General features: G+C 32.9%; 18 protein-coding genes, 1 pseudogene and 1 riboswitch. Of the genes and pseudogenes, 8 read left to right on the top strand and 11 right to left on the bottom strand.

All coding sequences use genetic code 11. The annotated features are described in order from the left end of the window. Positions 1 to 262: 262 nt before the first annotated feature. The 4 genes and pseudogenes from CD129_RS11025 to CD129_RS11010 form a co-directional block, all read right to left on the bottom strand. A complete protein-coding gene (locus CD129_RS11025; RefSeq protein WP_115337756.1) occupies positions 263 to 1,966 on the bottom strand; it encodes an FTR1 family iron permease in 1,704 nt (567 codons plus the stop codon). Continuing rightward, positions 1,941 to 3,179, bottom strand: a complete 1,239-nt coding sequence (gene efeB, locus CD129_RS11020; RefSeq protein ID WP_103323575.1) for an iron uptake transporter deferrochelatase/peroxidase subunit — start codon at positions 3,177 to 3,179, stop codon at positions 1,941 to 1,943. Before efeB ends, CD129_RS11025 begins: the two co-directional genes overlap by 26 nt. 6 nt (positions 3,180 to 3,185) lie before the next feature. Next, positions 3,186 to 4,037: pseudogene (gene efeO, locus CD129_RS11015) on the bottom strand (iron uptake system protein EfeO). Between the two features lie 682 nt (positions 4,038 to 4,719). Next, on the bottom strand, positions 4,720 to 5,379 hold the full coding sequence (locus tag CD129_RS11010; RefSeq protein ID WP_103322166.1) for a PepSY domain-containing protein: 660 nt from the start codon (positions 5,377 to 5,379) through the stop codon (positions 4,720 to 4,722). A gap of 128 nt (positions 5,380 to 5,507) precedes the next feature. Then, positions 5,508 to 5,607, top strand: a riboswitch (SAM riboswitch). A gap of 74 nt (positions 5,608 to 5,681) precedes the next feature. On the opposite strand from CD129_RS11010, the gene CD129_RS11005 reads away from it, so the two are divergent. Then, positions 5,682 to 5,897: a hypothetical protein gene (locus CD129_RS11005; RefSeq protein WP_016912662.1), complete on the top strand. Its 216-nt coding sequence runs from the start codon at positions 5,682 to 5,684 to the stop codon at positions 5,895 to 5,897. A 127-nt stretch (positions 5,898 to 6,024) separates the two neighbouring features. On the opposite strand, the gene CD129_RS11000 is transcribed toward CD129_RS11005, so the two are convergent. From CD129_RS11000 to CD129_RS10990, 3 genes are all read right to left on the bottom strand, one after another. Continuing rightward, positions 6,025 to 6,918, bottom strand: coding sequence for an NAD(P)/FAD-dependent oxidoreductase (locus CD129_RS11000; RefSeq protein WP_103322168.1), 894 nt, complete (start codon positions 6,916 to 6,918; stop codon positions 6,025 to 6,027). 70 nt (positions 6,919 to 6,988) lie between these two features. Further along, on the bottom strand, positions 6,989 to 7,369 hold the full coding sequence (locus CD129_RS10995; RefSeq protein WP_016912659.1) for an RrF2 family transcriptional regulator: 381 nt from the start codon (positions 7,367 to 7,369) through the stop codon (positions 6,989 to 6,991). A gap of 133 nt (positions 7,370 to 7,502) precedes the next feature. Continuing rightward, complete coding sequence (locus CD129_RS10990) at positions 7,503 to 9,227, bottom strand: ABC transporter ATP-binding protein (protein WP_169925668.1); 1,725 nt, start codon at positions 9,225 to 9,227, stop codon at positions 7,503 to 7,505. 243 nt (positions 9,228 to 9,470) lie between these two features. Between CD129_RS10990 and CD129_RS10985 the strand changes: the two genes are divergently transcribed. From CD129_RS10985 to CD129_RS10975, 3 genes are all read left to right on the top strand, one after another. Next, positions 9,471 to 11,009 (top strand): bifunctional metallophosphatase/5'-nucleotidase, encoded by a 1,539-nt coding sequence (locus tag CD129_RS10985; protein ID WP_107536723.1) that lies wholly within the window; start codon positions 9,471 to 9,473, stop codon positions 11,007 to 11,009. Between the two features lie 617 nt (positions 11,010 to 11,626). Then, positions 11,627 to 12,163 carry a helix-turn-helix domain-containing protein gene (locus tag CD129_RS10980; protein WP_103323507.1) on the top strand — a complete coding sequence of 179 codons (537 nt, stop codon included), beginning with the start codon at positions 11,627 to 11,629 and terminating at the stop codon, positions 12,161 to 12,163. Continuing rightward, positions 12,139 to 13,035: an IS3 family transposase gene (locus tag CD129_RS10975; protein WP_115337757.1), complete on the top strand. Its 897-nt coding sequence runs from the start codon at positions 12,139 to 12,141 to the stop codon at positions 13,033 to 13,035. The genes CD129_RS10980 and CD129_RS10975 overlap by 25 nt, the downstream gene beginning before the upstream one ends. 247 nt (positions 13,036 to 13,282) lie before the next feature. Here CD129_RS10975 and CD129_RS10970 read toward each other — a convergent pair whose 3' ends face one another. Further along, positions 13,283 to 14,821: a DNA-binding protein gene (locus CD129_RS10970; RefSeq protein WP_115337758.1), complete on the bottom strand. Its 1,539-nt coding sequence runs from the start codon at positions 14,819 to 14,821 to the stop codon at positions 13,283 to 13,285. A gap of 221 nt (positions 14,822 to 15,042) precedes the next feature. Here CD129_RS10970 and CD129_RS10965 point away from each other — a divergent pair, with 221 nt between their 5' ends. From CD129_RS10965 to phnE (CD129_RS10950), 4 genes are all read left to right on the top strand, one after another. After that, entirely contained in the window at positions 15,043 to 15,999 is a 957-nt protein-coding gene (locus CD129_RS10965) for a phosphate/phosphite/phosphonate ABC transporter substrate-binding protein (RefSeq protein WP_107557374.1), read from the top strand. Between the two features lie 83 nt (positions 16,000 to 16,082). Beyond that, positions 16,083 to 16,856: a phosphonate ABC transporter ATP-binding protein gene (gene phnC, locus CD129_RS10960; RefSeq protein ID WP_016913048.1), complete on the top strand. Its 774-nt coding sequence runs from the start codon at positions 16,083 to 16,085 to the stop codon at positions 16,854 to 16,856. Then, positions 16,856 to 17,653, top strand: a complete 798-nt coding sequence (gene phnE, locus CD129_RS10955; RefSeq protein WP_107536725.1) for a phosphonate ABC transporter, permease protein PhnE — start codon at positions 16,856 to 16,858, stop codon at positions 17,651 to 17,653. The genes phnC and phnE (CD129_RS10955) overlap by 1 nt, the downstream gene beginning before the upstream one ends. After that, positions 17,650 to 18,459, top strand: a complete 810-nt coding sequence (phnE, locus tag CD129_RS10950) for a phosphonate ABC transporter, permease protein PhnE (protein ID WP_115337759.1) — start codon at positions 17,650 to 17,652, stop codon at positions 18,457 to 18,459. The genes phnE (CD129_RS10955) and phnE (CD129_RS10950) overlap by 4 nt, the downstream gene beginning before the upstream one ends. A gap of 412 nt (positions 18,460 to 18,871) precedes the next feature. On the opposite strand, the gene celB is transcribed toward phnE (CD129_RS10950), so the two are convergent. Genes celB through CD129_RS10935 form a run of 3 tightly spaced genes read right to left on the bottom strand, consistent with a single transcriptional unit; the run spans position 18,872 to position 21,091 of the window. Beyond that, positions 18,872 to 20,227: a PTS cellobiose transporter subunit IIC gene (gene celB / locus CD129_RS10945; RefSeq protein WP_115337760.1), complete on the bottom strand. Its 1,356-nt coding sequence runs from the start codon at positions 20,225 to 20,227 to the stop codon at positions 18,872 to 18,874. Between the two features lie 22 nt (positions 20,228 to 20,249). Next, on the bottom strand, positions 20,250 to 20,753 hold the full coding sequence (locus tag CD129_RS10940; RefSeq protein ID WP_078358435.1) for a hypothetical protein: 504 nt from the start codon (positions 20,751 to 20,753) through the stop codon (positions 20,250 to 20,252). A gap of 14 nt (positions 20,754 to 20,767) precedes the next feature. Beyond that, positions 20,768 to 21,091, bottom strand: a complete 324-nt coding sequence (locus CD129_RS10935; protein ID WP_115337761.1) for a PTS cellobiose transporter subunit IIA — start codon at positions 21,089 to 21,091, stop codon at positions 20,768 to 20,770.

Raw genomic sequence — 21,091 nt, 5'->3', positions numbered from 1 at the left:
ATTCAACAGCTCTATTTATCATGTGGACCCTGACTTGATAAATTCAAAATAAAATTTAACATAGAATTAACCCCTAAATAAAATTTCATCTATATTATAAAATAGTTTGTTAATATTTGGTGTTTGTTTAGCGCTGACTCCTGCGGGAACAGCATGATTCGAAGACTACAGGCTGAGAACATGCCCGCGGAAAGCATGCGCATAAAAAATGCCGACAAAGTCTAAAAAAGACTTTGTCGACACTCTGAGACACTTAAATTTATTAAGTGCCTTTCTTCTTACTCATCATATAATAAACAACTACAATAATAACTAGCGCAAGTTGTGGTATGAGTGTTTCGTATGTTGGATAAAATCCTACAATGTCTATAAAAGGTAATTTATTGATAGCGTGTTGTGACACGATATTCAATATTTGTAATGTATGAATACTTACGCCTAATATTTTAAATGCCAATATAAATATGAATAATGACATTATAAAGAATAATCGATGTATTGGAATCCATTTTGTTATTTGATTAAAGAATATCGCGATTAACACTAATATAACTGACGCGACAACAATACCTAAAACAAATGACCATGTTGATATCTTTCCTACGATTCCTAAATAGAAAATGATTGTTTCAGCACCTTCTCTAAATACGGATAAGAATGCTACTAATCCAAATGTTATGATACTGCCTGTGGACATGGCTATATCCATATTTTTATTAATGAAGCTTTGCCATGAATCCAAACTTGATTTAGAGTGCAGCCATATTCCTACGATAATCATCAAGACGACTGACCCTATACCTACGATACCTTCTGTTAACTCTCTTGTTTCACCTAAGTTATCAAATATTGATTTAAATATAAATGCTAAAACGATACTTAGCGCGATACCGCTCATACTGCCTATAACAATCCATTTTGATGCTTTTCTTTGTTCTGATTTACGTGTAACTGTTAATAAAGCCATCACAATCAGCAACGCTTCTACGCCTTCACGTAACAAAATTAATGCTGCATCCCAAAATGTATAACTCGTCTTAGATATGGTTGATTTAATTTCATGATTAATGCTTTCTAAGTGAGCTTGAATATCGTCTTTATTATCTTGCTCAAGTTGTCCTGCAAATTGTGGGATTTGTTGTTCTATTTTAGTATATAGCGCACCGTTTTTAGTGCTGATTTCACTTTCTACGTTTGGCCACGCAATGATAAACTGTTGTAAATCTTGTTTAGCTTTAGCTAAATCATTATTTTTTATATTACGAATCGCCTGATCAAGATGTTTATTTAAAATATTCACATCTTGGTCACCCGTTTTCACATCTGACTTCTTACCTGCATAATATTCATCTAATGCTTTCTTTAATTGTTCCACTTCTATTTGTGCGCTTGCAGCATCTACTTTATCTTTAGTTAACGCTATTCTTATAAACATCAATCTTGTTTCAATTTGACCATATCTTCCTATATCTTCTTCACGAACAATTGCTTCATTTTTAGTCCAAGTTGCATTTAATTGATTATTGATTGCTTGCGCTTGTTCAAAGTCTTTATCTGTTATAGCTTTAGAAATTTCTTGGATGAGCGGTTGCATTTCTTTTTGCAATTGATCTCTTTTCTTTTGTTTATCAACAGGGTTCAACACTTTTTCATAATCAATTAAATCTGAAGTAAGTTTATTTAACGCTTTCTCTTTATCTTCTGGCGACTTACTTTCTTCGACTTTATGAATATCTTCATTTATCGTTTGAACAAGTTTATGATCATTTTGATTCACTTTTTGCCAGTTGTCTTTAATTTCTTTAAAATGTTGTTTAAATGCTTGTTTGTCTTTCTCTTGTATCGCTGTCTTAGCATCCGTCACACTAATATAAATTTCACTTAAACTTGTTGTGGCTTTAATCGTTAAAGGTGCAATCAAACAAATGAACATCACAATACTAAAAATGGTTAAATAACGTTTCACCTAAATATCCTCCTTCTCGGACACCAGGTAAACATAAGAAAATACCTGAACCTCGATGTGTTATATATTCATTCAATTTATCAACTGCACCCATTTTATTTTGGATTTTAATAAATTGTTCAGGAGATTTTTGAAAAGATAAAAATAATAAACCTGCATCGAATGTTCCTGTTTGTGAATGAATACCATCTGAATAAGAATATGACCTTCTTAATATATTCGTCTTCGATGCTTTTGCTAAACTTACGTGCGACTCTTTTTCAATCAACTTATCGCCATTTTTATCTTTAATATTTGGATCAAACGTATCAAATTCATGTTCTTTTCCTATAGGTGCACCAGAGTGACGATATCTACCAAATGTTGCTTCTTGTTCTCCTAAAGCTGTACGGTCCCATGTTTCTAACAACATTTGAATTCTTCTCACCACTAAGTAAGCGCCATTTTTAGCCCATCCCTCTTGAATAAACACATACTTATCTAATTCAGACTGATTATGGACATCAGGATTTCCTGTTCCATCCTTAAAAGAAAATAAATTTCTAGGCGTTTCTATTTTTCCATCTTTCTCTTTAAATGAATTGAAACCTGTTTGACTCCACTTCATTGACACTTCACCTTTAGCAACTCGAATTAAATTTCTAATCGCATGAAAATTAACTTGAGGATCATCTGAACAAGCTTGAATACAAATATCGCCACCTGTATAAGCTTTATCTAATTGATCTTTAGGAAAATGAGGCAAGTCTTTTAAAAGTTCTGGTTTACGCTTATTCAAACCTACTTTTTCAAAAAATGAAGGACTAATTCCAAAAGTAAGCGATAAACGGTTAGCATCTAAACCGATTGTTTCTCCTGTATCAGGACTCGGCAACATTTTATTTTTACCGAGCTCTTTTACAAATTCACCATTCATTAGATGAACACTATAGTTCGTCCAAATTTTAAACATTTCTTTAACTTCAGAAACTGACATCTTGTTAATTGTGAGAACTACAAAATAAACATGTTTTTGTACTTCTGTCGTTATACCAGACTGATATTTCCCATAAAAATTGACTTTGTTTTTCACATTTGTTTTGTCTTTAGCAAAGTATTGGGAAGCTAATAAAGTTCCTCCAACTCCAGTAGAACCTATTAATAATCCTGCTCCCCCAACACCAGCAAGTTTAAGGAAATCTCTTCTGGCTATATAATTGTCTTCATTAGACATGCTTAATCACTCCGTAATAACTGCCATTTGACTTAATGATTCACCTAATTTATCAACAGCTTCTGAAAGTTTTTTCGTTTCATCTTTAGATAATTTTGTATAATCTTCATATCCACCATTTTGAGTTTCATGTTGTGCTAATAGTTTGTTCACATTATCAAATCTTTCTTGAGTAGTCTGAGCAAGCTTTTTATCTTTATCAGAAACTTTGTCTTTAAAGATTTCGAATATTTTTTCTGCCCCTTCAATGTTTGCTTTGAAATCATATAAGTCAGTATGAGAATAAATTTCTTCTTCACCTGTTATTTTTGAGCTTGATACTTCATTTAATAAATCAATTGAACCTTGTAACATTAATTTAGGTGTTACATCGACAGTATCAACTTTAGCTCTTCATTCTTTAGCATCCTTTAATAATTGATCAGCTACAGGTTCCATATTTTCAGTCGTATTGTCTTCCCATAATGCTTTTTCAATTTTATGATAACCAGACCATTCTTTTTCTTTATTTTCTTCTTTCATATCAGCTAAACGCGCATCAATTTTCGGATCTAAGTCTCCAAAACTTTCAGCTACAGGTTCTGATCTTTCATAATACATACGTGCTTTAGGATAAATTTCTTTAGCTTTCTCTATATCATTAGCTTTCACTGCATCAACAAATTTCTCAGTATCTGTTAAGAATTTGTCTAGCTGTTCAGCAGTGAATGCTTTATATGCTTTAGTTTCTTTAGAAAAATCAACTTTTGTTGTTTCTTTCGTCTCTTTTTTGTCATCAGATGCCTTTTTGTCAGCATTGTTGCCACATGCTGTTAAAATTAAAGCACTCGCTAAAAATGTTGTCATTAACTTCTTCATTAATACACACTTCCTATCTAATTGATTATCATTATCATCTTTAATTTATTCCTATAATGCGTAATAGTCAATAAAAAATTTATAGAATTTTAAAAAAACATAAAATATAAGGCTTAGATAAGGTGTTAATTGACTATTTTATTTTGTAAAATGTCTTGTTACTCTTAATTGACAATGATAATCACTTGAAAATGTATGTATATTTTGTTCTTGATGAGACTCAAAAAAATCTGAGAGATAAATAGCTCTTTTTATATTAAAATCTTACGATTTTGAAAGTGCATGCTTGCCTGGGGGTATGGCTCGAGCCTGTAGTCTCTCACGCATACTATTCCCCCGGGCGTCAGCACTTTGCAAAATCGTGGAGAAATATTCATTTCTATAATATTTTTTCTTTTTTTCTTTTAAGTACATGCTCTATGTTGCAAGACTTACCAAACAAGCAACATAGAAGGCTTGAATGTTGCAAGACTTACCAAACAAGCAACATAGAAGGCTTGAATGTTGCAAGACTAGCCAAACAAGCAACATAAAAGCACTGAATGTTGCAAGACTGACCAAACAAGCAACATAGAAAGACTGTATGTTTTAAAATATGGCCAAATCGCACGAAGTCTCAAAAAACATCATAAAAAAAACGCAAATTCTTTTCTTGAAAGAATTTGCGCTCTTATATAACAATTTAGTCTTGTTCTTGTTCAAGTATTTCTTTTGATTTAGCATCAATCTTAAATTCTGTAGTATCTTTATTTCCTTCTTTCAAATCAATAGAATAAACGAGTTTGCCATCATCTTCACTTAGTGACCATTCTTTTAAGTCACCTTTTGCTTTATCTTGGGCTACTTTTAATACGTCTTCAAATTTTGCTACATCAGACAATTTAAACGTTTGATCATTATCATCGTCATCTTCTGTTTCATTTTCTACGTTAGCAACGGATTTATCATCTGCATTAATCAGCACTTTGTTCTCATTACTACCATCTACTAATTCTACTTTGTAGCTCCAGTCTCCTGCTTCTTTTTCAAAAGATAAATCTTTCAATTCACCTTTTGCTTCATTTTGAGCTTCTTTTACTGCTTCTTCCGGAAAGACTTTAACGTCATTCCATTTCACAGTATTAGTTGTCGATTTATTTGCATTTTGATCATCGCTAGTTTGATCATCATTTGAATCTTTATCGTTATTGCTGTCATCCATATCATCTTTGTTGTCATCTTGTGTTTTTTGTTCAGTTTTTTCTGCGCCTTTATTGTCTTTTTTATCATCGCTATCATCATTACCACACGCTGCTAAAATAAGTCCTGACGCTAATAAAAGTGAAAATATTTTAAATTTCATAATATTCCTCCTCAACTTTACATTCTCTTAATATATAGACATTCCTAAATTTTTCAAACATTTCATTATAAAATTAGACAAAATTGAAATTATTCGTTATTATAAAAGAACAATAAAATAGCTCGTAAGTCTTATTAAGAGTAGGCGGAGGGAATTGGCCCGATGAAACCTCAGCAACAGGCGTGTGTACTGTGCTAAATCCAACAAGTGTAACTTGAAAGATAAGAAGATTCTCTAAACAGCTCTTCTTAATCTTAAGATGAGCTGTTTTATTGTAACTAAAACTTTAGGAGGCAATAAATATGAGAACAAGAGAAGATATTTTATCAGAATTAGCAGAGTTAAAAGCACATCCGGCAAAAAGTTATTCAGGTTCAATGTTGAAAACAGCTCAAAAAAATCAACTCATGTCAGAATTAGGCAGAATTGAAACAGAAGAACATTTTCGCAATGAATCCAATCAGCATAAGTTTCAATTTGATAACTTAGAAATTAATATTAGTATTACTAAAAAATAATCACTAAATAAAGAAACCACACTTTATAAATAAGGTGACTTGCTAAGAGGCTGAGACAATCATTTGTCTCAGCCTCAAATTATATTAGCAACAGCAACATCATACTTTTTTAAGGCTAGTCACCATTTCACTCTGATTCCATAATAATTTGCATTGCTACAAATTTCGCGATTTGATTACCGTTTGCTGCTGCATCTATTAACTGTGATGCCATGAGATCTTTAGTTTCACCAGCTACAAATAAACCGGGTACTGAAGTTTCTCCTAGTTGTTGTATTTTAATTTTTCCATTTTCATCTCTTTCTATGTTTAACCCACTTAAAAATTCAAATTCTGTATCCCATTTAACGCCAATTATCGCACCGCTTCTTGAAATGTGTGTGCCATTTTCAAATAAAACTTCATTAATTACACCATCTATGTGCTTAAATTCAGTTACTTCACTTTCTATTAATTGTATGTTCTTTTTGTCCATATATGCTTTATCTTCAGCAGTTAACAATGATAAATCACGACTACTTATGACGATATCATCTGACCAGTTACTTATAAGTACGGCCATATGTTTCACTTGTCCCGGTTGGACTGCAACGAGCAATGGTTTATTTCTTAATTCATAGCCGTCACACCATGGACAATAAAACACTGACTTCCCATAACTCTCTTTTAATCCTTTAATTTCCGGTAATGTTTCTCTCAATCCAGTACAAATCATAACTTTTTTTGCTATATATTTTCCCTGCTTTGTTTCAACTATAAAGTGATTATTTTCTTTAATAATGTTTGCCACAGTATCATTCACACGTGTAACATCTTCGTATTGATCTACATCATGTTCTGCTTTTGCTCTTAATTCTTCTGGCGTTACACCATCTTGTGTTAAAAATGCATGTGATTTTTGTGTCACTTTATTTCTGGCATTATTATTATCTATGACTAACGTTTTCTTCAATGCTCTTCCTAAAGTTAAAGCACTTGCCAATCCTGCTGGACCTCCACCTATTACGATACAATCAAACATTTTATACGCCACCTTTTCTCATCTATTATAGAGTTATAATATCTACGATTAGTTTAAAAAAAGATTTAACTTACATTAAATCTTTTAAAGTTTTATTTTTTAGAGCATTCGTCATTTCATCTTCTGCTGATAATAAAATAGCTTGAATTTTACATTCAGGGCCGTGGTTAAAGCTATCTTCAAGTGTGCTTTGATGTCCATCAATCGCTGTTATAATATCGTAAACAGAAATTTGTTCCCAATTATTCACTAAATAATAGCCACCTTTAGCACCAGATGCTGATTTAATAACGCCTGCTTTTACTAATTGCGTTAATATTTTAGATAAATATGTTACAGATATATTTAATACTTCAGATAAACTTTTAACATTGATCGGTTGTTGCTCTCTTTTAGCAATTAAATATGCCAATGCATGTAGACCATAGTCTGTACCTTTTGAAATTTTCATACGACACCTCTTAATCATAGATATTACAACTCTATAATAGCACTTATTTAAATTTTGTCTATTCTTTTGTTTAAAAAGGCAAAAAAGTAGGACAGAATCTTTTTTAAAATTAGATTACTGTCCCACTTATTATTTAAAATTCATCGATTTGTTCAAACTGTGACATATATAAATCTTTATATTTGCCACCTTTATTCATCAATTCATCATGGCTACCCATTTCTTGAATTTGACCCTTTTCGACATATACAATTCGATCGACATGTCTAATCGTACTTAATCTGTGCGCAATGATCAGTGATGTTCTTCCTTGTGATAAGTTTTTAAATGCTGATTGAATTTTATTTTCAGTTTCAACATCTAATGCACTCGTCGCTTCATCTAGAATAATAATTGGTGGATTCTTCAAGAACATTCTCGCAATTGAAATACGCTGCTTTTGTCCACCTGATAATTTTGTACCGCGTTCCCCTACGACAGTATCTAATCCTTCCGGTAATTCATCTACAAAAGTTCTTAACTGCGCTTGATCGACTGCATAATGAACTTCTTGTTCAGTTGCGTCCAAGTTACCATAAATGATGTTATCTCTTAATGTTCCACCGAACAGAAATACATCTTGTTGAACAACACCAATTTGTTTTCTTAATGATTCTAATGTATAAGATTTAATATCTTTATCATTAATTTTAATTTTTCCTTGTAACGGGTCATAGAACCTTGGTAATAACGAACAAATCGTTGTTTTACCTCCCCCGCTTGGTCCTACTAATGCTACTTTTTCGCCTTGCTCAATTTTAATGGATAACTGATTTAAAATTAACTTATCAGAATACTTGAAAGATACATTTTCATATTCGATAGTATCAGGTTCCTCTATAAACTCGATGGCATCTTCATCATCTTTAATTTCAGGATCCATATTCACAATTTCTTTAAAATTTTTGAAACCTGCTATACCTTTAGGGAATAATTCAATAACCATATTAATCGACTCTAAAGGTTTAAATAATAAATTCGTAATCATAATAAATGCCACAAAACCACCGTATGTTAAGGAATCATTTAATACAAAGTAACTTCCTAAAATTAAAACGAAAATTAATGTTAATTTTTGAGCAATATGACTAATAGATAAGTTCCAAGACATATATGAGTAAGCTTTTAACTTAGTCTCTCTGAAATTATCATTTACTTTTTTAAATCTTGCTAATTCATGTCCTTCATTCGTGAAAGCTTGTACAAGTCTCATTCCACCAACATTATCAGCTATTAATTCATTAAACCTTGAAACATTACTAAATAAATTTTTAAAAGCACCAGACATTTTTTGATTAAAGTATATCGTTAACACAAAAATTATTGGCACTACACAGAAAGTAATGAGCGCAAGTTTCACATCTATTGTAAGCATAATAATAAACGAGCCTACCAGTGTCATAATCGCAACAAAGACATCTTCTGGTCCATGATGTGCTACTTCACCTATATCCATTAAATCATTTGTTAAGCGACCAATGATTTTACCAGATTTTTGGTTATCAAAGAAACCAAAATTCATTTTTTGAATATGTTCATAAAGTTCATTACGAATATCTCTTTCAATATTAGTCCCCAGTTTATGCCCCCAATACGTCACTATGAATTTTAAGACAGATTCAACAGCGTATATGAATAATAACAGAAATACAAAAATGACAATCCAACTCCAATTCTTAGTTGGCAACAACTGATCAATAAATATACTCGTAACTAGCGGAAAAGCTAATTCAAGAATACCTACTAAGACAGCAGAACCAAAATCTAAGAAAAACAATCCTTTATAGGGTTTATAATATTGGAAGAACACCTTCATAATTTACCTCCTATGTAAAATTTCGACTAAATAACATTATACTATAGAAAAAAATTAATACTTCAACATTTAGTAAATCGCAAAAAATTATTTTTGTAACCGAAATAAATGGTTAATTAGGCAACCTTTATCAATTCAGAAATTCTTCACTTATCTTATTTTTACAGTTTCTTAGTATGACATTCATAATACGATGACATTTAATCGATATAATGGAGGTAATATCCAAAATTGGAGGCATTAAAAATGAAAGAAGTCGTAATACTAACAGTTAGTGATATCCATGGTTATATCTTTCCAACAGATTATCAAGCATCTCATCAAGATTTACCGAAAGGTCTATTAAAAATAAAAACCATGATAGATAATATTAAAAACAAGCATGAACATGTAATTGTGATGGATAATGGCGACTTTTTACAAGGTTCGCCGCTATGTTCATATTTATATTCTCAATTGCATTCAAGTAAAGATTTAAGTGATATATATAACAAAGTCGGCTTTGATTTTGCTGTAATTGGCAATCATGAATTTAATTATGGTTTACCTTATTTGTATGACACGCTCAATTCATTTAATTTCCCTGTTTTATCCGCAAATATTTTAAAAGATAACCAACCATTTACAGGTCATGACGTTATTTATATTGATAAAAGCGATATAACAATTGGCGTTATAGGGTTAACGACGCAATACATACCTAATTGGGAAAAACCCGAAACAATCGAAGCATTATCTTTTCAACCAGCTAAGGAAACAGCGTCTAAACTCATACAAGAAGTTCGAGATCTATCGGATATAGTTGTTGTATGCTATCACGGCGGATTTGAGAAAGACATTCAAACTGGCGAACCAACTGAATTAATCACTGGAGAGAATGAAGGTTATGATTTACTTAATGAAGTAGAAGGAATAGATGTCTTAATTACTGGCCATCAACACCGCGAAATTGCTGAAAAAATAAACCAAACCGAAATTATACAACCAGGTTCAAAAGGAGATTGTCTCGGCAAAATCACTTTAACAATCGACGAAACAACACATCAAATTTCCTCATCTCATAGTGAAATTTTATATGTTAAAGAGGAAGAACCTAGCATTAATGTTGAAGATAAAGTATTAAAAATAAATGATGAAGTTAATGAATGGTTAGACCAAAACATCACCCATTTTTCAACTCCAATGTATGTTGAAGATCATTTTACAGCAAGGACGAAACCACATCCTTTAATCAATTTATTAAATTATGTACAGATGGAAGCAAGCGGCGCAGATATTTCAGCAACAGCTTTATTTGATTCGGCAACAGGTTTCGGAAATGACGTCACAATGAGAGATATTATAAACAATTATCCGTTCCCAAACACATTCAATGTACTTGAAGTAACTGGGTACGATTTAAAGCTAGCTTTAGAACGCTCTGCATCATATTTCGAGATTTCAAATAATGAACTGACCGTTAACCCAGCATTTCTAGAACCAAAACCACAACACTTCAACTACGATATGTTTGGCGGGTTATCTTATACATTAAATATTAGACAACCTATAGGAGAACGCGCTCAAAACATTTTAGTTAAAGGTAAACCTTTAGATATAAAATCAACATACAAAATAGTCATCAACAACTATAGATCAGTTGGTGGCGGCGGTTACCATATGTTTAATGCCAATCAAATTGTAAAAGAAATACAACAAGAAGGTGCAGCATTAATCATTCAATATTTACAAAATCACTCGGTTGAATCCATACCAAATGTTTTGGATTTTGAAGTGGTGTATTAACTCAGGAATTGGTCAATGTCTTGGTATAAATGCTAATTTAAATATGTACAAAAACGACAATCTAAGTATGTACAAAAATGTCTTGGATTAACTCTGGAATTAACTCACGACTTGGGCGATGTCTTGGATTTACTTCGGACTTAACTCACGACTTCGGCGATGTCTTGGATTAACTCAATACTTAACTCACGACTTGGGCGATGTCTTGGATTAACTTCGGACTTAACTCACGACTTAGGCAATTTCTTGGATTAACTCCGGAATTAACTCACGACTTGAGCATTTTCTTGGATTAACTCTGGACTTAACTCACGACTTGGGCAATTTCTTGGATTAACTCTGGACTTAACTCACGACTTGGGCAATTTCTTGGATTAACTTTGGACTTAACTCACGACTTCGACTATCTCTTGGATTAACTCTGGACTTAACTCACGACTTCGGCTTTTTCTTGGATTAACTTTGGACTTAACTCACGACTTGGACATTTTCTTGGATTAACTTTGGACTTAACTCATGACTTAGGCAATTTCTTGGATTAACTCTGGACTTAACTCACGACTGATGTGCACCCCAAAAGTTGAACCTCAAATCTAGCTTATAGGGGTGCATTATTTATGAGAAAAAAATATGATTTTAACTTTAAATTAAAATTAGTAAAAGAGTACTTAGATGGTCAATCAGGTTATAAAGCACTTACCTTAAAACATGACATTTCCAGTTCATCTGTCATTCAAATATGGGTCAATCAATATAAAGAGTTTGGAGAAGATGGCTTACAAGAAAAAAGAAGAAACACTGTTTATACTAGCGAATTTAAATTATCTGTTATAAAATTTAGACAAGAAAATATGTTGTCTTATCGAGAAACAGCTAATCATTTTAAGATTATTAATCCTATAATGGTTGCCAATTGGCAACATCAATTTGATGAAAAGTGTCGTCTTGATCTAGCTAATAAACAAAAGGGACGGTCTATCAATATGGATAAAAAATATTCGGAAACTGATAATAAAAATTCATCTCTAAATGAAAATGAACGTGAAGAACTCGAAAGACTTCGCAATGAAGTTGAAACGTTAAAGGCAGGTATTGCTTATCAAAAAAAGTTACAAGCCTTGACCGACATATACGGAAGCAAAAATCAGAAATAGTAAAGATCATTACGGAACTACACGAAACACTTAATATAAAATTGAGTATTTTATTCAAAGTCGCTAAATTAGCTAAATCTGTATATTATTATTGGATAAATCAGTTCATTAAACCTAATAAAGATGATGAACTGATTAAAGTAATAAAAGAAATATGTAAGGAATCTAATTATACCTATGGTTATCGAAGAGTTACACAAGATTTAAGTAATAGAGGTATCAATGTAAATCATAAAAAAGTAAGAAGATTAATGAAAGAATTAGGGCTATCATGTTCGAAATTCACGCATAGAGGGCGTAAATATCGATCATTCAAAGGTAAAGTTGGTAAGGTCGCTAAAAATATAATAAATCGTAGATTTAAAACACATGTCCCTTTTCAAAAAATAGTGACAGATATTACAGAATTCAAGTTGAAGAATGGCCAAAAATTATATTTATCTCCTTTTATGGACTTATATAGTTCGGAGGTTATTAGTTTTGAAATTTCAAAACGTCCTTCGTTAGAGATTGTCATCAATCCACTAAAAGAAATGATAGCTATGCGTCCAGATTTAAGCTATCGTTTAACGATACACTCAGATCAAGGTTGGCATTATCAACATTCGCAATACACTAAATTATTAAAAGCAAATAAAGTATTTCAAAGTATGTCTAGAAAAGGTAATTGTTTAGATAACTCAGTTATGGAAAACTTTTTCGGACTACTTAAACAAGAGATGTATTATGGTCAAGAATTCGAAGATTTTCAGCAACTAGAACAAGCTATACATCGTTATATTCATTTTTATAATAATGAAAGAATTAAATCAAAATTAAAAGGCTTATCTCCTAAAAAATTCAGGAAACAAACCTTTCAAATATCATACTAAAAAAGTTGAACTTTTTTAGTAAAATATTTGAATGAAACATGTAAAAAAGACAAAAAAACAAACCAAACGTTTGAATACGCTTGGTTTGTCCACGATCTGAAATGGTAGCTCTAGGAGCTACCATTTTTCATTTTTTTCTTTTAAATACATGATCTATGTTGCAAGACTCACCAAACTTGCAACATTCAGACCCCAATCCAGACCCCCGGCCCCACTACAATCCCAATCTCTTCACAAACCCCATCACTTATGGTTGAACTGTTACTGGTTTTGTCACTACATTTGTACTGCCTTGTTTCAACCTAATGTTAGCGTTTCCAGATACGCCCTCTTTAACTTCAACTGTGAATGTAACTTGAGCATTGCCTTCACCATCAGTTTTGACTGCTGTTGGCTGACTATAACCATAATTACTCGCTTGTTGTCCGTATAGACTAATCTTACCTATTTGTTGACCACCTTCAGTATACATTCCTAGCTTCAAATCATTAATTGTACTATTAATATCGTACCCATTTAATGTTGTTGTCACTTTGAAAGTTTCACCGCTTACTACTGACTCAGGATACTCTAAAGTAGCTGTACCTTGATTATTTCCCGGGTTATCATCGTCACCACCAGCATTTTCTGGGCCTCCATAACTTCCCGGTGCAAAGGTTTCACTATTAAACCATTCGTAACCGTCTTTCGGTTGAGACCATGGTTCAGCTTGTGTTTCTTTACTGTTCTCTGGTATTTCTGAGTCTAGTAATGTCGTTTCTTGATCTAATGTAATGCCTAATGCTTCAAATGTTGTATAATCTTCTTTTTTACCTAACCAAGTTGTTAAATTATTAAGTAACTTACCATTATCTTCTTCTTTAAATCCGTCATATGTTTTCTTTGTACTACCATTATCTTCTCTTTTATATTTAGGTGTAATATCTTCAACCATTGAAGAATCCCCTATAAATGCTGCTTTACCTTTACCTACTTTAGAAACAGCTATGTATGCTCCTTCTTCTTTACCGCCACCATTATATACACCTTGATCTACCGCATGACCCCATTTATCTGCTTCCGTTAAATTATCTGGTAAGTATGCGATACCTTTTGCAATTTTAGGATTGGTAACCGCTAATGTTGAACCTGCATGCATCGATACGGATTGAACACCTTCGCCAAGACCTAATCCTTCTTCACCTTGCACGATATCCGTTGCTTTAACGTTATTTAATGCATTATATCTAAATCTTACACCAAAATTTTCTGATAACCAGTCAGAATTAGTAACGCCTTGCATCGCTTCTGAATTTTTTTCAGCTTCAGTCATATTTTTAGTTATGTCATCATACGCGCCTCGTCTGTAACCGTTCATGATTTCAGATGAATCAATTCTGTTATAGTTACGGTCTGCATTATAATGATCGGAAATGAATATGACACTTCCTCCATTTTTAACGTAATCTAAAATGGCTTGCTGTTCAGTTGATTTAAATGGAATGTTTGCTTCAGGTATGACAAGTATAGACGTCTCGATTAAACTATCCGCTGTAATACCTGATTGATCTCGTAATTCTTTAACTTGGTAACCTTGATTAGCAATTGAATTGGCATAATCTGAGAATGCGCCATCTATCACCCAATCAGCAGCTCCAGCAGTTTGCCCGTGCGTATTATCTACTAGAACTTGCCCTTTACTATTATCATCACCAATAACTGGCGCTTCACCCGCATACGCGACTTCAGTTGATAATGTTGCAATAGAAACCATACCGATTAAAGCTAACTTTTTAAAATAAGACATTGTGACACTCCTTTATCTTTGATAATTCCATTTTAGTTTAAAAAAATTAAAATAAATGAAAATTAACTATATTTTACATCAAAATACATATAACTTTATTGTACTTCATATACATAACAGAACTTTTACATAGTTTACCAATTTCAAACAAAATATGTATTTTTAGTATGATAGCATTTCATATGTAGGACATTAGAATACATATTCGGAGGCGGAATTTTATGAGGGAAAAGAAGTATGTGAGTCGCCTATTCATCTTTTTACTAGGCGCAATATTTGTATTAGCGGCATGCGGCAATGGGGAATCTAGCATCGAATCAAAGACATCGGGTAACAAAAAAGGTGGAGACTACAAGCCTAAAGAATTAACAGTACAATTCGTACCTTCTCAAAATGCAGATACGTTAGAAGCTAAAGCGAAACCATTAGAGAAATTACTATCAGATGAATTGGGCATTCCAGTCAAAGTATCTGTATCAACAAATTACAATACTATTGTAGAAGCCATGAAATCTAAAAAGGTAGATGTAGGGTTTTTACCACCAACAGCATATACTTTAGCACATGATCAAAAAGCAGCGGATGTGTTATTACAAGCACAACGTTATGGCGTTAAAAAAGATGGTTCAAACAGCGATGAATTAGTCGATGAGTATAAATCACAATTCATTGTAAAAAAAGGATCAGACATTAAATCTTTAAAAGATATGAAAGGTAAGAAAATAGCATTACAAGATGTTTCATCAACTGCTGGTTACACGTATCCTGTAGCTGAATTAATAGATGCAGGTATTGACCCAATGAATGATATGGATATTACCAATATGAAAGGTCATGACCAAGCAATTATCGCATTATTAAATGGAGATGTTGACGTAGCCGTCACATTCCAAGATGCACGAAACATTTTAAAGAAAGACCAACCTAACGTATTTAAAGATACTGAAATTGTTAAATTAACAGAACCTATTCCAAACGACACGATCTCAGTTCGCAGTGATATGGATAATAAATGGCGCGATAAATTAAACAAAGCATTTAAAGATATCGCAAAAACAGACAAAGGCCATGATATTGTAAGTGAAGTTTATAGCCATGAAGGTTACGTAGATAGTAAAGACTCTAAATTTGATATCGTGCGTGACTACGGTAAAAAAGTTAATGATAACGAAAAATAAGATTTAAGCATAAATATTCTAATATAAAGGCTCAGCTCCTATTTAGCGAGTTGGGCTCTTTATTTACATGAAAGGTGATTCGTATGAGTCAAATAGAATTTAAAAACGTTACAAAAGTATATAAAAATGGTCATAAAGGCCTCGATAACATTAATTTAAATATAGAAAAAGGTGATTTTGCAGTCATTGTAGGTTTGTCTGGTGCAGGTAAATCCACCCTCCTTCGATCAATCAATCGACTTCATGATATTACAGATGGAGAAATCATCATCGAAGGTAAATCTATTACGAAAGCTACTGGTAAAAATTTATTAGCGATGAGACGTAATATCGGCATGATTTTCCAACATTTCAATTTAGTGAAACGTTCTTCTGTCATTAGAAATGTCCTAAGTGGTCGCGTAGGCTATCACCCCACTTGGAAAATGGTACTTGGCATGTTTCCTAAAGAGGATAAGCGTAAAGCATTAGAAGCATTAGATAGAGTCAACATTTTAGAAAAAGCTTTTAGTCGATCAGATGAATTATCTGGTGGTCAGCAACAAAGAATTTCTATTGCACGTGCCCTTTGCCAAGAATCATCTATTATACTCGCTGATGAACCAGTTGCTTCATTGGATCCACTCACTACTAAACAAGTTATGGACGATTTAAAGCGCATCAATGAAGAGCTTGGTATCACGATTATTATTAATCTACATTTTGTAGATTTAGCCCGTGAATACGGTTCTCGCATAATCGGATTACGTGCTGGAGAATTAGTGTTTGATGGCCCTACTTCTGAAGCAAACGACGACACATTCGCAGAAATATATGGACGTCATATTAAAAGTGATGAAAAGTTAGGGGTGAAATAATGGATAAGGAACAAGATCATTTAGAACCTTATTTGGAACGTAAACCTTCCCTAAAACACTTATTTGCAATAGTAATAGTAGCCGTTTTAGTTATATGGAGCTTTTTATATACGAAATTTAGCTTAGGTGACTTAATGTATGGCATTCCTCAAATGTTGGAACTCTTTAAAAACATGTTCCCACCAGATATAAGTTATTTATCAAATATTACAAAGCCAATGTTAGACACAATTCGTATGGCCATTGTCGGTACTTTTATCGGGGCGATTATATCCATTCCTATTTCTATGCTATGTGCAAACAATGTTATCAAATCAACCTGGATCTCTGTTCCATGTCGATTTATTTTAAACATTGTGAGAACAATCCCTGATTTATTATTGGCAGCCGTCTTTGTAGCTATTTTTGGTATTGGTCAAATTCCAGGTATTTTAGCCATTATCATTTTATCTATCAGCATTATTTCTAAACTGATGTATGAATCTTTAGAAAGCATTGATGACGGTCCTTTAGAAGCGATGACAGCAGTAGGTGCAAACAAGCTCAAATGGATTACATATGCTGTTATTCCACAAGCAATCGCACCATATATGTCTTATGTATTATACGCATTTGAAATCAACATAAGAGCAGCAGCCGTACTTGGTTTAGTTGGTGCTGGTGGTATTGGTTTGTATTACGATCAAACATTAGGTTTATTCCAATATCAAAAGACGTTCACAATCATTCTCGTAACGCTTATTATCGTAGTCATTATAGATATCATTAGCACGAAAGTGAGGGAGAAACTCGTATGACAAACAAAGCAAATCGACTTCAGTCCCCTACTCAAAAAAACAATATATTATATCGCTGGTTATCATCCATTATCGTCTTCATCTTATTAATTTGGGCATTCTTAGGTATCCCTGCATTTGAAATAAAGGAGCAATCCGGAACAATTATGCGTTCAATTTTAGATGGTTTGATCCATCCAGATTGGTCTTATGTATACATACCTGAAGGTGAGGATTTATTACGCGGACTTTTAGAAACATTCGCAATCGCAGTCATTAGTACATTTTTATCAGCAATATTCTGTATACCATTAGCTTTTATAGCTGCAAAAAACATGGTCAAATCCAAAGCCGTTTCCAGCACAAGTAAATTTATTTTAAGCGTCATCCGTGTATTCCCAGAAATCGTTATGGCAATCATTTTTATAAAAGCAGTCGGACCAGGGTCATTTTCAGGTGTGCTCGCATTAGGTATTCACTCAATCGGTATGATGGGTAAATTATTTGCAGAAGACCTCGAAAATTTAGATTTAAGTCCTACTGAATCATTAGTAGCCAGTGGTGCAAACTCCATTAAAACATTAATGTTTGCAGTAGTACCACAAATATTACCATCGTACATCTCATTAGTATTATATAGATTTGAACTCAATTTACGATCAGCATCAATTTTAGGATTAATAGGTGCAGGCGGAATCGGAACACCATTAATATTTGCACTACAAACAAGAACATGGGATCGTGTTGGTATCATACTTATTGGATTAATCATTATGGTAGCTGTGATAGACATCATCTCAGGTAAAATTAGAAAAAAATTAGTTTAACAGTGGAAGCGACCCGAAAATTCTTGGTTTTCGGGTCGATATTTATTTTTATCGGCCTGTATTTCGCGTTTTCGGGTCGCTATTTATTTTTATCGGCCTGTATTTCACGTTTCCGGGTCGATATTTATTTTTATCGGTCCGTATTTCACGTTTCCGGGTCGATATTTATTTTTATCGGTCCGTATTTCTCATTTCTGGACCGCTAATTATTTTTATCGGTCCGTATTTCTCGTTTCTGGACCGCTAATTTTTTTATCGGTCCGTATTTCTCATTTCTGGACCGCTAATTATTTTTATCGGTCCGTATTTCTCATTTCTGGACCGCTAATTTATTTTATCGGTCCAGAAACCCGAAATACCACATCAAATACAAAATGGCTGAGACAAATTTGTCTCAGCCATTTATTTCCCCTTATATTAAAGCGTCATTACCTTTTTCTTGTTCTACTAGTTTTTTATCATATATTTTAATGAATGGGAACCATATTAAGAATACTACAAATCCACAAATAAGTGATACTAATACGGCCATTAGACTACCTGCTGTACCAATAAATGCGCCAAATCCTATAGGTGATGGCCATGGTACTTGTGCGATGATTGGTTGTACAAGTTCTAATTTGATTGTCCAGTAACCTATTGAAGCTGATACCATTGGTGCTAAGAAGAATGGTATTGCTAAGAATGGATTATAAACGATTGGCAAACCGAATACGAGTGGTTCATTGATATTGAATAAACCTGGTACTAATGAAGCTTTACCTAATACTTTTAATTGTTCTGATTTAGCTAAGAAAGCTATAAAGATACATAACCCTAATGTTGCACCTGAACCTCCCATTACAACGAATGAATTTTGGAATTCTCCTGCAAATGGGATGTTTGCGCCTTCTATATTTAGCTGCATATTTGTAAGTACGATTGGTGTAATAAATGCACTGATGATATTTGCGCCGTGAATACCTACTATCCAAAGTGCATGTATTAAGAAGTATATAACTAAAATTCCTAACCAACTACTCGTCAAGTACACTACAAATCCAAATGGTACTGCAATTATTTTAAAGATATCCGTATTAAATGCTACTAAAATACCTGTGAAAGTTAGTATGACAAAAGCAACTAAGAATGCTGGAATTAAAGCTGTGAAGGATCTGGAAACACCTTCAGGAACTGCTTCTGGCATCTTAATAATCCATTGGCGTTTCACACATAATCTATATAATTGTACAGCGATGATGGACATTATAATAGCTGTAAATATCCCAGTCGTGCCAAGCCTACTTACACCATCCCCTGACATCTCCCAGCCATTAAATATGTTGACATCTTTTTTCATGATGTTCACAAGAACCATCTTACCGTCTTCCATTATTAATTGTGGTATTGCCATGAAAAATGCAAACATAGATAATAATGCACCGTTAAGCGGATTAACTTCTAAATCTTCTTCATCAGCATAAATTTTTGTGTATTCATAACCGATAACTAAACAGAAATACAATGCTAATATGCCCATTGTTGCCTTATTGGCTAACATGTATAAGTCACCAATTTTTAAAAAGGTACTATTCCAAAATCCTTCTAAAAACGTAAAGGTTTGCGGTATAACATTTAATACTAAAAACATCGAACCAACAATTGTAAATGGTATACAAGCCATACCAGCAGCCATGATTGCTCTTACAATTCTAAATGAAGCTATTTTCCCCATTGGACCCATTAAATACTTCTCTAAAAAAGCAAAAACTTTATTTTCTGATTCCATAACCTAGACCCCTTTTCTTTGTTTAGTTCATTGCATTTTCAAACCTTTGTAATCGTTTATAATGCCAATCTTTGTTATGTCGAATATTATATAATCTAAACAAAATGAAACCACTAACGGCTAATCCTCCGACAAGTACACCAGCTACAATTAACCTTGAACTCGTTTGGTCGACTATAAATGGATATAAATATTGAAATAAAGGTGTTAATAATATTATTGGTATTAATGCTACATTGACCGCGAATAAACTTAAAAAGCAAGACTGTGTATATTTAACATTGTTCGAATGATTACCATACATTCGCACTTGCTCTGCAACACTTATTAAAATGATGATCATTAGTACAAGTGGTATGACCAAAGTTAATGAGCGACTCATCACAAGTGTAAAAAACCAATATAGATTTGAGAAAAAGAACAAAGCTGACATATATCTGATTAATAAAAATCGATTAAAGTACATTGCTTTAAGACTTGTTTCTTTTCTATTTTTTTCAAATTCCACTTTTGTTTTTTTATCCATTTTTTATCCCTCTTTTAAAGTGCATCATTTACTTTTTTATATAAGTGAAGCATCTCGATAGCTACCTCTCTTAAAGTCATTGTAGTCATAAGATGATCCTGAGCATGAACCATAATAATTTCCATATTAATGGATTCACCTGATGCATATTTTTGTAATAAATCAGTTTGAGATTGATGCGCTAAAGTTATTTCTTGATTTGCTTCATCTAATATTTGCTCAGCTAGCTCATAGTTATCCTCGCGCATATTTTTAAAAGCATCATGTATATTTGTACGCGCAGTACCACTATGTAAAATAATTTCAAACGCAACAACTTGAATTTCTTCTTGTTCCAT

The sequence above is a fragment of the Mammaliicoccus fleurettii genome, from assembly GCF_003970575.1.
Taxonomy (GTDB): domain Bacteria; phylum Bacillota; class Bacilli; order Staphylococcales; family Staphylococcaceae; genus Mammaliicoccus; species Mammaliicoccus fleurettii.
The sequence above is the reverse complement of the archived record's forward strand: the minus strand, read 5'-3'. Positions and strand labels throughout refer to the sequence as shown.

Coding starts and splice junctions, on each gene's coding strand:
- CD129_RS10995 (WP_016912659.1), bottom strand. CDS start 7,369: ATGAAAATTTCAAAAGGTACAGACTATGGTCTACATGCATTGGCATAT.
- CD129_RS11010 (WP_103322166.1), bottom strand. CDS start 5,379: ATGAAATTTAAAATATTTTCACTTTTATTAGCGTCAGGACTTATTTTA.
- CD129_RS10985 (WP_107536723.1), top strand. CDS start 9,471: ATGAAAGAAGTCGTAATACTAACAGTTAGTGATATCCATGGTTATATC.
- phnE (WP_115337759.1), top strand. CDS start 17,650: ATGACAAACAAAGCAAATCGACTTCAGTCCCCTACTCAAAAAAACAAT.
- CD129_RS10980 (WP_103323507.1), top strand. CDS start 11,627: ATGAGAAAAAAATATGATTTTAACTTTAAATTAAAATTAGTAAAAGAG.
- efeB (WP_103323575.1), bottom strand. CDS start 3,179: ATGTCTAATGAAGACAATTATATAGCCAGAAGAGATTTCCTTAAACTT.
- celB (WP_115337760.1), bottom strand. CDS start 20,227: ATGGAATCAGAAAATAAAGTTTTTGCTTTTTTAGAGAAGTATTTAATG.
- phnE (WP_107536725.1), top strand. CDS start 16,856: ATGGATAAGGAACAAGATCATTTAGAACCTTATTTGGAACGTAAACCT.
- CD129_RS10935 (WP_115337761.1), bottom strand. CDS start 21,091: ATGGAACAAGAAGAAATTCAAGTTGTTGCGTTTGAAATTATTTTACAT.
- CD129_RS11000 (WP_103322168.1), bottom strand. CDS start 6,918: ATGTTTGATTGTATCGTAATAGGTGGAGGTCCAGCAGGATTGGCAAGT.
- CD129_RS10970 (WP_115337758.1), bottom strand. CDS start 14,821: ATGTCTTATTTTAAAAAGTTAGCTTTAATCGGTATGGTTTCTATTGCA.
- CD129_RS11005 (WP_016912662.1), top strand. CDS start 5,682: ATGAGAACAAGAGAAGATATTTTATCAGAATTAGCAGAGTTAAAAGCA.
- CD129_RS10965 (WP_107557374.1), top strand. CDS start 15,043: ATGAGGGAAAAGAAGTATGTGAGTCGCCTATTCATCTTTTTACTAGGC.
- phnC (WP_016913048.1), top strand. CDS start 16,083: ATGAGTCAAATAGAATTTAAAAACGTTACAAAAGTATATAAAAATGGT.
- CD129_RS10940 (WP_078358435.1), bottom strand. CDS start 20,753: ATGGATAAAAAAACAAAAGTGGAATTTGAAAAAAATAGAAAAGAAACA.